The sequence below is a fragment of the Advenella sp. genome, from assembly GCF_052108595.1.
Classification (GTDB): Bacteria; Pseudomonadota; Gammaproteobacteria; order Burkholderiales; family Burkholderiaceae_B; genus Advenella.
Genome location: NZ_JBQEAU010000001.1, coordinates 19,801 through 32,535 on the forward strand (window position 1 = coordinate 19,801; position 12,735 = coordinate 32,535).

11 protein-coding genes are annotated in these 12,735 nt (G+C 58.7%); 8 read left to right on the forward strand and 3 right to left on the reverse strand.

Features of this window, described 5'->3' with window-relative positions; genetic code table 11:
* The first annotated feature begins 37 nt into the window (after positions 1-37).
* From ACTIKR_RS00090 to ACTIKR_RS00105, 4 genes are all read left to right on the forward strand, one after another.
* Positions 38-655, forward strand: a complete 618-nt coding sequence (locus tag ACTIKR_RS00090) for a carboxymuconolactone decarboxylase family protein (protein ID WP_442326932.1) — start codon at positions 38-40, stop codon at positions 653-655.
* Positions 652-1,560, forward strand: coding sequence for an amidohydrolase family protein (locus ACTIKR_RS00095; protein ID WP_193088253.1), 909 nt, complete (start codon positions 652-654; stop codon positions 1,558-1,560). Before ACTIKR_RS00090 ends, ACTIKR_RS00095 begins: the two co-directional genes overlap by 4 nt.
* Positions 1,561-3,936, forward strand: a complete 2,376-nt coding sequence (locus ACTIKR_RS00100; protein WP_193088254.1) for an acyl-CoA dehydrogenase — start codon at positions 1,561-1,563, stop codon at positions 3,934-3,936.
* Positions 3,937-4,140: 204 nt separating this feature from the next.
* Positions 4,141-5,364 carry a CaiB/BaiF CoA transferase family protein gene (locus ACTIKR_RS00105; protein WP_193088255.1) on the forward strand — a complete coding sequence of 408 codons (1,224 nt, stop codon included), beginning with the start codon at positions 4,141-4,143 and terminating at the stop codon, positions 5,362-5,364.
* Between the two features lie 410 nt (positions 5,365-5,774).
* Here the strand turns inward: ACTIKR_RS00105 and ACTIKR_RS00110 are convergent, their stop codons facing one another.
* Positions 5,775-6,233 (reverse strand): MaoC family dehydratase, encoded by a 459-nt coding sequence (locus ACTIKR_RS00110; RefSeq protein WP_193088256.1) that lies wholly within the window; start codon positions 6,231-6,233, stop codon positions 5,775-5,777.
* 167 nt (positions 6,234-6,400) lie between these two features.
* Entirely contained in the window at positions 6,401-7,432 is a 1,032-nt protein-coding gene (locus tag ACTIKR_RS00115) for a Bug family tripartite tricarboxylate transporter substrate binding protein (RefSeq protein ID WP_193088257.1), read from the reverse strand.
* A 294-nt stretch (positions 7,433-7,726) separates the two neighbouring features.
* On the opposite strand from ACTIKR_RS00115, the gene ACTIKR_RS00120 reads away from it, so the two are divergent.
* The 3 genes from ACTIKR_RS00120 (at position 7,727) to ACTIKR_RS00130 (ending at position 10,631) form a co-directional block, all read left to right on the forward strand.
* Positions 7,727-8,956 (forward strand): CaiB/BaiF CoA transferase family protein, encoded by a 1,230-nt coding sequence (locus ACTIKR_RS00120; protein ID WP_193088258.1) that lies wholly within the window; start codon positions 7,727-7,729, stop codon positions 8,954-8,956.
* Between the two features lie 17 nt (positions 8,957-8,973).
* Positions 8,974-9,738, forward strand: coding sequence for an enoyl-CoA hydratase-related protein (locus ACTIKR_RS00125; RefSeq protein WP_193088259.1), 765 nt, complete (start codon positions 8,974-8,976; stop codon positions 9,736-9,738).
* Positions 9,739-9,875: 137 nt separating this feature from the next.
* On the forward strand, positions 9,876-10,631 hold the full coding sequence (locus ACTIKR_RS00130; protein WP_193088260.1) for a GntR family transcriptional regulator: 756 nt from the start codon (positions 9,876-9,878) through the stop codon (positions 10,629-10,631).
* A gap of 140 nt (positions 10,632-10,771) precedes the next feature.
* Here the strand turns inward: ACTIKR_RS00130 and ACTIKR_RS00135 are convergent, their stop codons facing one another.
* Positions 10,772-11,401 (reverse strand): LysE family translocator, encoded by a 630-nt coding sequence (locus ACTIKR_RS00135; protein ID WP_193088261.1) that lies wholly within the window; start codon positions 11,399-11,401, stop codon positions 10,772-10,774.
* 66 nt (positions 11,402-11,467) lie between these two features.
* Here ACTIKR_RS00135 and metC point away from each other — a divergent pair, with 66 nt between their 5' ends.
* Entirely contained in the window at positions 11,468-12,673 is a 1,206-nt protein-coding gene (gene metC / locus ACTIKR_RS00140) for a cystathionine beta-lyase (RefSeq protein WP_442326933.1), read from the forward strand.
* Positions 12,674-12,735 lie beyond the last annotated feature (62 nt).

The following is a 12,735-nucleotide window of genomic DNA, read 5'->3' on the forward strand; positions in this document are numbered from 1 at the left end:
TTCAAAAGATATCACTGCAACAACTCCAGGAACATTTATGAGTCGTATCCCTTTTCCCACTGTAGAGACCATGAACGAAGCCCAGCGTGCCGTCTATGACGACATCGTGAGCGGCCCGCGTGGCCGGCTGGTTGGACCATTGCGCGCCGTACTGCACAATCCTGAGCTGGCCCAGCGCTGGCAGAAGCTGGGCGAAATGCTGCGCTTTGGCACCAGCCTGCCGCCTCGACTGAACGAGTTGGCGATTCTGGTGACGGCGCGCCACTGGAATAGTCAGATCGAGTGGTATATCCACGAGCAGGCTGCGCTGTCCGCCGGCCTGCCGCAGGCAATTGCAGATGAAATCAAGCACTGCCAGGCGCCGGGTTTTACCGAGCAGCAGGATGCCGCTGTTTATGAGTTTGCGCGGCAGTTGTTGGCGCACGGCACCGTTGCGCCCGCTGTATATGAGCGCATCCGCGCCTGGTTCGATGTGACCGGCGTTGTCGAGCTGACCGCCGTGGTGGGCTATTACACCATGGTGTCCATGACCCTCAATGCCCACGAAATTCCGCTGCCCGATGGCGCGGCCAGCCCCCTGGTGCCAGCGCAGCGTGACGGCGTACAGGCCCTGAGTACGCTGGCGGCCATCTGCCTGGAGGATATTGCGGCGTGACCGAAAACTACATTCCCGATAGCGTGGAAATGCCGCGCATGCCAACGTCGCCCGCGGTGACGTTGTTCGACGACAGTTGTGATACTCATTGCCATGTCTTTGGCCCCTATGGCGATTTTCCCTTGCACTTGCGCTCTACCTACGCGCCGCCGGATGCGCCCGCAGCCCGTTATCTGAACATGCTCGATACCGTCGGCATGCAGCGTGGGGTGCTGGTGCAGCCAGCGCCTTACGGCACCGATGTATCGGCCATCATCGACGCTATCGCGCAACGGCCTGCGCAACTGCGTGGTATTGGCGTGGCCGCGCCGGGAACCGATGCCCAGCAGCTGCTTGCCTGGCGTGCTGCCGGCATTTGCGGTCTGCGCTTTATCGAAGCGCGCGATCCGCAAGGCAATCTGTTTCCGGGAAGCGTGGGGTTTGACAGTATCGAGGCGTTGGCGCCGGCCATGCGCGCTGCCGGTATGCATGTGCAAATGTGGGGCCCGTATGAGCGCTATGCGCCGTGGCTGGAGCGCGTGACAGATCTGGGCCTGCCTGTGGTCATTGACCATATGGCCAGTGTTGTGCTTTCCCAGGGTGTGCAGGACCCGCTGTTCCAACTGATCTGCCGGTTGCTGGGTGAGAACCGTTTGTGGATCAAGCTGTCGGTGTGTCGGGTATCGACCCAGGCACCGGACTACGCTGATGTGCGGCCGTTTCACGATGCGCTGCTTGCGGCCAATGTAAACCGTGTGCTGTGGGGATCAGATTGGCCGTACGTTCGAATGGGCGAGCGGGCTCCGGATGCGGGTCGGCTGATCGAGCTGGCCTGGGACTGGTTCGGCACCGACGCGACTCGCCAGCAGGTATGGGTGAACAACCCATCGAAACTGTATGAATTTGCTCAGGGAGCAGGAAAGTAAATGTCACTGGACAAGCAACAAATCGATGCCTTTGGCGACAGCGCCAGGGATTTTCTGTCACGCACCAATCACGCTGAGCGCATTCGCCAGCGTGTATTGCAGCCGCCTACCCTGGACCGTGCGTTCTGGCAGCAAATGGCTGAAGCGGGCTGGCTGGCCGTGCTGGTTCCCGAGGAGCAGGGCGGGTTGGGTCTGGGTCTGGGTGAAATGAACGCCATTGCCCAGGAACTGGGTGCCGCGTTGCCGGCAGAACCACTGCTCGCTGTGGCCGTGCAAACCGTGACGCTGCTGTGTTCACTTGCGCCAAGCCCGCTGCGAGATCGCCTGCTTGCAGCGATTGCGGATGGGTCCCTGGTTGCCGGCACTGCCTGGCAACAGTTCCCGGGACAGGTCCAGGCATGCCCGGGCCCGGTCGTGTCAGGGGATGGCGCAGCGCGCGCTGTTTCGGGACGCTTTGTAGGCGTGTCGCCCGGCACGGGCGCCAGCGGTTGGCTTATTCTGGCGCGCGAGCAGAACGACGATGTTCTGTTGTGGATTCAAGCGGGCACAGAAGGCATGCAACTGACCGACTTGCGGCGGGTGGATGCGGGTAGCATGGGGTCACTGCAATTGCAGGCATGTCCCGTTGATGAGGCACAGGTGCTTGCGCGCGGCTCACAAGTGCTGGCTGCAGTGGATAAAGCCAATGATTACGCCCGGATTGCGCTGTCGGCGCAATTGCTCGGCTGCGCCCGGCGCGCCTTTGATACCACCCTCGAATACATGAAGGTGCGGGTGCAGTTTGGCAAACCGATAGGTTCATTCCAAAGTCTGCAGCATCGCATGGTAGACAGTTATATCCAATTGCAGATGCTCGAATTTGCCCTGTGGGAAATCACTGCGGCGCCAGGGCAGACGCCCGCTGTGCTGGCCATGCAGGCCAGCCGACTGAAGGCTCGCGCCGAACAGGCCGCGGGTCACGTGACCCGTCTGGCAGTGCAAATGCATGGCGGCATGGGGTATTCGGACGAATCCGATGTCGGCCTGATGCTCAAAAAAGCCATTGCGCTGTCCAGCGAGTTGGGCAACCGGCGCGCTCATGTGACGCGTTATTTGAAGGCGCTGCAACAGCAGCCGGCCGGGTCGGCCGACCCCGCTGGCAACGCGGAAGCACCAGAAAAAACCTGGACTTCGTTTCCCACCGAAGGCGATTGGGACGCGATGCCTGAAACCGAGTTCCGGCAAATGTTGCGTGCTTTTTATCGGGGGCACTATCCGGAGCACTTGCGCCATCGCACCCGCCGCCTGCACTGGCACGAGATCGGCGACTGGTATCGCACGCTGGCGCGTCAGAAATGGATAGCGCCTTCATGGCCCAGGCAATACGGCGGCATGGCATTGTCTGCGGAAAAAATGATTGCCTATATCGAAGAGCAGGAACGCTACGGCGTAGGCCGCCCGCCCGATCAGGGTCTGGTCATGCTGGGGCCGATTTTGATTCGCTACGGCACGCCGGAGCAACAGCAAAAGTACCTGCCGGCCATCCTGTCGGGTGAGCATGTCTGGGCGCAGGGCTATTCGGAACCCAACGCCGGGTCCGATCTGGCATCCCTGCGCTGCGAGGCTGTGGCGCAGGATGAGTATTTCGTTGTCAATGGCCAGAAAACCTGGTCCACGCTGGCCCAGGATGCGAGCCATATGTTTATGCTGGTGCGCACCGACAAGGAGGTGAAGAAGCAGGCAGGCATCAGCTTTCTGATGGTGGATCTGCGCACGCCCGGCATCACGGTCAGGCCGATCCGCACCATTGCCGGAGACGAGGAATATTGCGAGATCTTCTTCGATGATGTGAAAGTGCCCAAAGAGAACCTGGTGGGACAATTGAACCAGGGGTGGACCATTTCCAAGGCGCTGCTCGGCTTCGAACGCCTGTTTAGCGGCAACCCCAAACATGCACAGAACACGCTGGCCATGATTGACAAGGTTATCGGCGCGACCGGGCTGAACGAAGATCCGGCCTTCATGGCCGAGTATGCCCAGTTGCATATGGATATTGTCGATCTGTCTTCTGCCTATGCGGCGTTTTCCGATATTGTCCGGCGCAATGAGCCGTTGCCGGCCAATGTGTCGCTGCTGAAAATATGGGCGACGGAAACGCACGAGAAGGCATCGCTTCTGCTGCTGGATGCGGCAGGAGAACAGGCAGGCACGGCAGGCGCCGCCGCATTTTTGGCCACCGGCCAGGGGCAGGTTGATGAGACCGGTGAGCAGGTCGTGACCGTGGATGATTTGCAGATGCCCCTTTACAACGCCGCAGCAGCCAAGATATTCAGCGGAACCAACGAGATCCAGCGCAATATCCTGGCCAAGGTGGTGCTGGCGCTGCCAGTGTCATGACCAGGAGCCTTGCCGGCAGCGCGCGGGTCAAGCCGTTGACATGCGCCATTGCTTCCATCCGGAAAAACAGGTTTTCCGTCCGGAACATTGTGGCGCATAACGTCGCGGCGCCGGACATGGCGAGAACACAACTGAAAATCGCCATTGAATAGCGCGTTCAATGGCGCATCTGACTATAGCAACTGAAATGAAATTGGAGTAGACATGGCACAAACGCTTTCGCATATCCGGGTCCTGGACCTGGGACGGGTATTTTCCGGGCCGTGGACCGGTCAGATGCTGGCCGATCTGGGTGCAGACGTAATCAAAGTGGAGCGCCCCGGTCGCGGCGATGATGTCCGGCAGCAGGGCTACCGGGCCAGGGATGAAGCCGGCAACGACACAGCCGAGACCTCGTCGTTTCTGGCGATGAATCGTGGCAAACGCTCGGTCACGATCAATATCTCCAGCCCGGAAGGCCAGGAGATGATTCGCCAGTTGGTCAAGCAGTGCGATGTGCTGATCGAGAACTTCAAGGCCGGCGATCTGGCCCGTTATGGTCTGGATTATGCGTCGCTCAAAGCCGTCAATCCGCGTCTGGTGTATTGTTCCATTACCGGCTTCGGCCAATCCGGGCCCTACAGCCATCGGCCCGGGTACGATCCGATATTCCAGTCCATGAGCGGTCTGATGAGCCTGACTGGCAACCCTGCAGAAGAGCCAGGGGGCGGGCCACAAAAAGTCGGCTACGCGGTGTCGGACCTGACGGCAGGCTTTTACGCCATTATCGGTATCCTGGCAGCGCTGAATCATCGCGATGCGGTTTCGGGCGAGGGTCAGCATATCGACATCGCCCTGTTCGACGCGCAGGTGGCATCCATCGGGCATGTCGCCATGAATTATCTGGTGTCGGGCATTGTCCCAAAGCGCATGGGGACGGCATCGCCCATTACCTGCCCGTACCAGGCCTTTGAATGCAGCGATGGCTATCTCATGATCGCAGTTGGCAACGACTCGCAGTTTCGCCAGTTTGTACAACTGCTGGGGTTGCCGCAGCTGGCAGACGATCCCCGTTTTGTGCTGAACCGCCTGCGCGCGCAAAACCAGAAGGAGCTCATTCCGCTATTGCAGGCCGAGATGGCCAAGCATCCGATCCGGCATTGGCAGGATCAACTGGACGCCATGAACGTGCCCTGCGGGCCGATCAACGATCTGAGCCAGGTGTTCGAGGATCCGCAACTGCAGCACCGCGATATGCTGATGCATATGCAGCATACGACCGCGGGCCGTATCCCGCAAATTGCCAACCCGTTGAAACTGTCGGCAACCCCGGTCAGCTATCGACGTCCGCCTCCGACTCTGAGCGAACATACCGACGAGGTGCTCAATGAGTTACTGGGGTTGGACCCGGCGGCCATTGCCCAGTTGCGCGAGAAAAAAATTATCTGAAATTGAACCGCAGCACATGCCGCGCACGCAGGCTTGGCTATCGCGCCAGGCGACACGCTGGCGTTGGCATGCCGGCAAGCATAGGGTTGCAAATTCTTTTAATATTGAATGAAGCAGGGTGCGTATTCCGATTTTTTTCGAGGGAGGCTGCCTTGCTTGTGCCGGCTGGCGTTATCGCTGGTGTTGGCAAACGGGGCGAGCGTTGTCCAGATTAATGACGGCTGCCCGTGTCAGGTGCGAGGGGGCGTGGTTTGGTCTGAATTTGCCTTGGTCCGAATAATACTCTGTGGGCATTGAGCGCGTTACTGTAGATGTGCATTGATGCGAATGCCGGCGGCAGGCAGGGCTGCGTATCTGGCACGCTTCGGCTTCGATAGAGGCATCTGCTGCCGGGTATGACCCGCCGTATTTTAGTTGTCATAAATAAGCAGCAGCATGGTGGCGACCAGTGCGGGTCGCGTTTCCCCTTTTATTTCAAATGTATTGGAAAACGTAAAGAGCGTACCACCGTTTTTCGGTTGCGCATCTTCCAGTGTCTGCTGCAGCCGTACCTGCGAGCCTACCGGCACCGGGCTGACAAAGCGCAAGTGATTCAGGCCATAGTTCAAACCCTTGCCGCGCCGGCTGATTTTGAAAATATCCCTGGCCATCACCGGAATCAACGAGAGAATAAAAAAGCCGTGCGCAATGGTCTTGCCTTCGGGCATCTCTCGCTGCGCACGGTCAACATCAACATGTACCCAGTGATCATCACCGGTAAGACGCGCATAGTGGTCGATCTGATCCTGCGTGACGGTAAACCACTGACTGGTGCCCAGAGATTGTCCGCAATGGGTTGCCAGTTCGGCAGGGGTATCTACAAGCAGCATTCACATTCCTTTCATCAGATGCGCCCGCCTTGCAACAGGCGGGCGACAGAAAAAATCAGATCGCCGAAAAAATCAGGTTATCGACCGACGCTGCCCGTGCGTCACGCGCCGGCCGGCTATTGTCGCAAGCTTCCGTGGCCGGCCGGCTTACTGTCCATTACTGCCCTTTATTGCCCGATTGTCACGCCGGTCGTCTTGACAATGGTTTCCCATTTCTTGCGATCGGTTTCAACAAACGCTTTGGCCTGTTCCAGCGACATGGGCACCGGGGGCAGATAGCCCTGGGCATCCAGGCGAGACACCGTGTCTTGTTCTTTCAGAACCTGGTTCATGGAAGTGTTCAGGCGCGCCAGGATGGCCGGATCGGTTTTTGCAGGCGCAATCAGCAAGTTCCAGATCTCGATGTTCAGGTCTGGATAGCCGCTTTCGACCAGCGTCGGAATCTTGTCCATTTGCGGATAGCGCTGCGCACTGCTGACGGCCAGAAACTTGAGCTTGGGATTGCTCAATTGCGCTTTTGCGGCCGGCCCGGTCAGAATGCCGATAGGAACCTGGCCGCCGATCAAATCGCTGGTCAGCGGCGAGTCGCCTTTGTACGGGATATGCACGATGTCAAGGTTGGCGATTTTTTTGAAGTACTCGAATACCAGATGGCCGGGCGTGCCTGCGCCGGAAGTGCCGTAAGACAGACTACCCGGCTTGGATTTAGCCAGCGCCACCAGTTCCTTGATATTGCTGACCGGCAGGTCCTTATTGACGGCAACCACAAGTGGGAGCGAGCCGATGTTGGCAATGGGGACCACGTCTTGCGGCTGATAAGGCACTTTCATGCCGATCAGGCGGCCAATGATCGTGCCGCCTACCGGACCTACACCCAGATTATAGCCATCGGGCTGGGCACGGACCACCGAAGCGATGCCAATCGTGCCGGCGGCACCGGCGCGGTTTTCCACCACCAGGGTTTGTTTCAACTGCTTGGACATGCCGTCGGCCAGAATGCGCGCGGCAGTATCGCTGGAGCCACCCGGTGGAAACGGTACGGTCACCTTGATCGGCTTGGACGGATAGGCGTCGTCGGCAGCCAGCGCCGGCATGGGTGCCAGCAGCGTGGCGCAGAACGTCAGCGCAACTGCCAGGACACCCTGGATGCGCAAACCGGCGCCAGGGGCAAGGGACGAAATAGGGGAAGACTGTCTCATTGAGTTCCTCATTAATAATGTGTTGTGCCCGTTTGTTTTTCTATCTAAGGCTGTGGCGGGTATCGCAGCACTGGACACCGAACATGCTAGGGTATTCTGTATGTAATGTCAATAGGTCGTATTATTGAACTATATAGGCTATAATTATGTCCTATTGGTGCAGCGCGATATCGTGTTCGGATGTTGGTATACCGGCACATGCGGCGCAGACGATGCGCCAGGATAAATCGTCATGGTTTGTTGACGGTGCGCATGACCACCGAAGCGGTCATGCCAGTTTAAGGAGAGGGAAGGATGAGTCAGAAAAGCGGGCCACTGTCGCACGTACGGGTGCTGGATCTGAGTCGCATCATGGCTGCGCCATGGGCGAGCCAGTTGCTGGCAGACATGGGAGCGACGGTCATCAAGGTAGAACGGCCCGGGCAGGGGGACGATACACGGGCATGGGGTCCTCCGTTTTTACAGGACGGTGCGGGCAACAACACGGCCGAGGCCGGCTACTATCTGTCGGTCAATCGTGGCAAGGAATCCATCACCGTGGCCCTGGATACCCCTGAAGGACAGCAGATTGTGCGCGATCTGGCTAAAGACTGCGATATCGTGCTTGAAAATTTCAAAACGGGCGCGCTGGCAAAATATGGTCTGGATTACGCCAGTCTGAAACAAGTGAATCCGCGTCTGATCTATTGCTCGGTGACCGGTTTCGGCCAGGACGGTCCTCGTAAAAACGAAGCTGCCTACGACTTTCTGATTCAGGCCATGGGCGGCTTGATGAGTGTGACCGGCGAGCGGGACGACAAGCCCGGCGGCGGGCCGCAGAAAGTGGGCATCCCCATCGTCGACCTGATGACAGGCATGTATACGGCGGTGGCTGTGCTGGCAGCACTGGCCAATCGCGAGCAGACAGGCGAAGGCGAGTATATTGATCTGGCCATGCTGGACGTCCAGACTGCTGTGCTGTCGAACCAGGCCATGAATCATCTGCTGTCCGGCAACACACCCAGGCGCGGCGGCAATGCGCACCCGAATATTCAGCCGCAGGATGTCTATTGCTGCCAGGATGGGGATGTCATTCTGGCTGTCGGCAACGACAGGCAATTCGTCAAGTTATGCGATGCACTGCAGCGGCCCGAGTTGGCCAGCGATGCGCGATTCAGTGTCAATGCCCAGCGAGCGCGCAACGTTGCCGAACTGACGGCGCTGTTGCAGGAAGAGTTTGCCCGCTGGCCGCGTGCCAAACTGGTTGCGGCCCTGAGCGCAGCCGGCGTGCCTTGCGGCCCGATCAATAGTATTCCCGAGGTGTTTCAGGAGCCGCAAGTTCAGCATCGTCGCATGCTGCGTAGCGTGCCGCATCCTGCCGGCGTTGCAGTGCCACAGGTCGTCTGCCCGATCAATTTCACCAACCAGCCGCTGCAGTTTGAGTCGCCACCGCCGCTGCTGGGACAGCATACAGAAAAAATTCTGACTGATCTTGGTTATGACGCAGCGAAGGTTCGCCAGCTACGCGAATCTGGCATTGTTTGAAGCAAAGGAAAATCAATATGAATGAAATCCAATTGGAAAAGCAGGGAAACATCGCCATCGTCACACTAGACTCGCCACCGGTCAATGCCCTGACCCTGGCGCGCTATGAGGCCATCACCCGGACGTTTGAATCGATCAATGCCATGGACGATATCAATGTCGTCGTATTGACCGCCAAGGGCACCAAAGCCTTTTGCGCCGGACTCGAACTCAAGGAGTTTCTGGCCGCAACACCGCAGGAAGATCCCGCAAGGGCCAAAGTGGTGCGCGCCACATTCCATGCTATTCGCCATTGTGTTGTTCCGGTCATTGCGGCGGTCAATGGGCCGGCGCTGGGCGCTGGCAGTGTGCTGGCCAGCAGCAGCGATATTCGCGTCGCTTCGGAAAAGGCCACTTTTTCCATGCCGGAAATTAATGTCGGGCGTTGTGGTGGCGGTGCGCATACCGGTCGCCTGGTGCCGCAAGGCAGCTTGCGCTATATGGCGTTTACGGGCGAACAGATTAGTGCCTGGGAAGCGCATCGCGTAGGCTTTGTGGAGCGGGTGGTTGCGCCAAGATTGCTGATGCCGACTGCGATGGATATGGCGCAGGTCATTGCGTCCAAAAGCCGGATCGGCCTGGTGACCATGAAAGAGGCTTTGAACCGGATCGAAGCCATGCCGGTGGACGAAGGCTATGAACTTGAACAGCAGTACAGCACCAAACTGATGAATTCGGAAGATGCGCGCGAGGCTGTGCGAGCCGTGGTTGAAAAGCGGACGCCGGTGTTCAAGGGACGATAGTCTGATTGATATGCCTTTGGTTACATGGCCGGCTGCATGACTCGGTATAATGCACTAGTTAATGGCGGTGTCGCAGGTGGAAAGGTGCTTATGCATTTTGTTTTCCGGCCGGCCGCGCCAACACAATGGACAGGAAGATGACGCAAGCGCAGACCAGAAACAGCACCGCACCAATTGATTTCAGCCGCAGCGCTGCCGCCCGCTATGTACAACTGGCCAGCCTGTTTCGGCGGCGGGTCGAATCGGGTCAGTGGCCTGTCGGCTCGCAAATTCCGACCGTTGATGAATTGGCCGAGGAATGTCAGGTCGCCCGCGCAACGGTACGCCAGGCCCTGGACTTGCTGCAAGCGGAAAAGTTGATTGAGCGGTATCGCGCAAAAGGCACCTTTGTTATCGGCAAGCCGCAAGAACAGTTCTGGTGCGAAGTGGCATCCAACTGGGACGGTCAGCTTATCGCTCCCGAGGGGGTGAGTATTGAAATTCTGTCAGCCAGGGACCGGCGCATGCCGTCCTCGGCCGACCTGTCGTTGGGCAAGCTGGCGCAAAGTTACCAGTACTGGCACCGCCGTCACTGGCGCAACGGGCGTCCCTATTACCTGGGCGAAGTCTTCATCGACGAGAAGGTGTGTCGGCGTATTCCGGCCAAGGCTTTCGAAACCAAAACGTCCATGCGCATTTTGCGTGACTTGCCCGGGCTGGACATTGTCGAAGCCCACCAGACATTGACGCTGGGTTCGGCTGACCCTGAACTGGCCGACCTGCTGCAACTGCCCCTGAACGCACCGGTTGCCCATGTACACCGCAGCGCTGTTGACCAGAATGGCACCATTGTCTTTATTGGCGACGGTATTTATCGGGGCGACGTGGTCCGGCTGGATATTCGCCTGAAGTAGGCGCTGGCCATGGCAGGCGGCGGTTGCGGCAACAGGGCCATACGGCAGCGCTGCGGTACGGCATTACGGTACCAGGACGAACTGGCTGCACAGGCTATCAAGCAGAACAGGCAGATGTGCACCCGACAGGCCCGGCGTTTTTATTTGCTGCTCGTGGCCAGTTTGACCGCCAGGCCGACAAATATCACGGCGGCCAGTTTGTTGAGCACGTGCTGGGCCAGTGCCGATTGCTTCAGATAACGTCCCACAAAACTGGAAAAGGCTGCCACCAGGTTGAAGACCAGGAGCGCGCACACAATGAATATGGCGCTGAGCATCAGCAATTGCAGTGTGACTGAGCCCGCCTCGGGGCGGGCAAATTGCGGCAGAAAGGCCAGGAAAAAAATACTGAGTTTGGGATTGGTGGCGCTCATCAGAATGCCGCGTCGGTAAAACTGCAGGTCACTGCGGCGCGAGGGGGCGGTCTCGCCCGAGGCAAAGACCGGCGGCGCGTGCCATGCCTGCCAGGCCATGTAGAGCAGATAGGCGGCGCCAACCAGCTTGAGCACCAGAAACGCAGTCTGCGATGCGGCGATCAGGGCGGCGACGCCGATCGTCACGATGAAGGTATGCCAGAGCAAGCCGGTGCACAGCCCCAGCGTTATCATGAATCCGGCACGCCAGCCCCAGAACATGGATTGAAACAGCACAAACAGATTATCGGGCCCTGGCGAGAGCGCCAGCAGGCAGGCAATACCCGCGAAAACGAATGCGGTGTCGACGCTGATCATGATGTCTCCGGATCGGACGTGGCTATAATGGTTGACTGTTTGAATCATAAACCACAGGGTCGCACCATGTCTTCTGAATCTTCCATTCATACCCGTTTACAGCATCTGGGCACTGCGCCGTGTGACGCGCAGCATCCGGTTGCGCCAGTGGGTCTGCCGGCTATCCGTACCAGTACAGTCAGATTCAATACGGTCGAAGACCTGGAGGACACCTACAAACGCAAAAGCCGCGGCGAACGCCTGGTCACTTATGGTCGCATGGGCATGGAAACTCACGCCGCCCTGGAAGATATATTCTGCGCGCTCGAAGGCGGGCAACGCGCCTTTCTGGCCTCGTCGGGCCTGGGCGCCATCAGCATGGCGCTGCTCTCGCTGCTGAGCGCGGGCGATCACCTGCTGGCTGCCGATTGCGTATACGGGCCGGTTTATCACCTGAACAATACCGTGCTGCAGCGCATGGGGATTGATGCCACCTTTACGTCGGCCAAAGACCTGCACGCGCTGGAGCAGCACGTGAAGCCAAACACCAAAATACTGTATGTGGAAGCGCCTGGGTCTTTGCTCATGCAAATGCTGGATATGCCGGCGCTGGCTGAATTCGCCCGGCGGCACGGGCTGATCCTGGTTGCCGACAATACCTGGGGTTCCGGCTACGCCTACCAGCCCCTGGCATTGGGGGCCGATGTCAGTATCGTGGCCGGCACCAAATATGTGGCCGGGCACTCCGACCTGATGCTGGGCGCAGTCATTGCCAACGACCCCGAGCTTATCAAGACCATCGACACCAATCAGTATGCGATGGGTTTCTCCATCAGCGCAGATGATGCCTGGCTGGCCATCCGGGGGGTGCGTACGCTGCCGGTGCGCATGGAACAGCATGCGCGCAATGCGCTGGCAGTCTGCCAGTGGCTGGCGCAGCAGTCTGTGGTGCAACAGATTTTCCATCCGGCCTGGCCGCAAGATGCCGGTCATGATTTGTGGAAGCGCGATTGCACCGGTTCAAACGGCTTGTTGTCGGTTGCGCTGGCCCTGTCTGCCGAACAGATGCGCACCTTCGTCAATGCATTGACGCTGTTCGGTATTGGTTATTCCTGGGGCGGTTACGAAAGCCTGGTGCAGTGGGTCGATACCGGCGCGTTGCGTAACCATGCCTACTTTGGCGATCTTGCAAATGGTGATGCGCAGGTGGCGCGCCTGCATATTGGCCTGGAGTTTGTCGACGACCTGATTGCCGATCTGCAGCAGGCCTTGAGCAAAGCGGGCGTGGCCTGAGCAAGGACGGTCGCCCGTACTCGGTCGCAGATATCTGTGAAGTGTACGGGATCGGTGAGAAA

Bases quoted from the DNA above. Each gene is read 5' to 3' on its own strand.
- ACTIKR_RS00090 (WP_442326932.1), top strand. From the start codon at position 38: ATGAGTCGTATCCCTTTTCCCACTGTAGAGACCATGAACGAAGCCCAG.
- ACTIKR_RS00100 (WP_193088254.1), top strand. From the start codon at position 1,561: ATGTCACTGGACAAGCAACAAATCGATGCCTTTGGCGACAGCGCCAGG.
- ACTIKR_RS00105 (WP_193088255.1), top strand. From the start codon at position 4,141: ATGGCACAAACGCTTTCGCATATCCGGGTCCTGGACCTGGGACGGGTA.
- ACTIKR_RS00110 (WP_193088256.1), bottom strand. From the start codon at position 6,233: ATGCTGCTTGTAGATACCCCTGCCGAACTGGCAACCCATTGCGGACAA.
- ACTIKR_RS00115 (WP_193088257.1), bottom strand. From the start codon at position 7,432: ATGAGACAGTCTTCCCCTATTTCGTCCCTTGCCCCTGGCGCCGGTTTG.
- ACTIKR_RS00120 (WP_193088258.1), top strand. From the start codon at position 7,727: ATGAGTCAGAAAAGCGGGCCACTGTCGCACGTACGGGTGCTGGATCTG.
- ACTIKR_RS00125 (WP_193088259.1), top strand. From the start codon at position 8,974: ATGAATGAAATCCAATTGGAAAAGCAGGGAAACATCGCCATCGTCACA.
- ACTIKR_RS00130 (WP_193088260.1), top strand. From the start codon at position 9,876: ATGACGCAAGCGCAGACCAGAAACAGCACCGCACCAATTGATTTCAGC.
- ACTIKR_RS00135 (WP_193088261.1), bottom strand. From the start codon at position 11,401: ATGATCAGCGTCGACACCGCATTCGTTTTCGCGGGTATTGCCTGCCTG.
- metC (WP_442326933.1), top strand. From the start codon at position 11,468: ATGTCTTCTGAATCTTCCATTCATACCCGTTTACAGCATCTGGGCACT.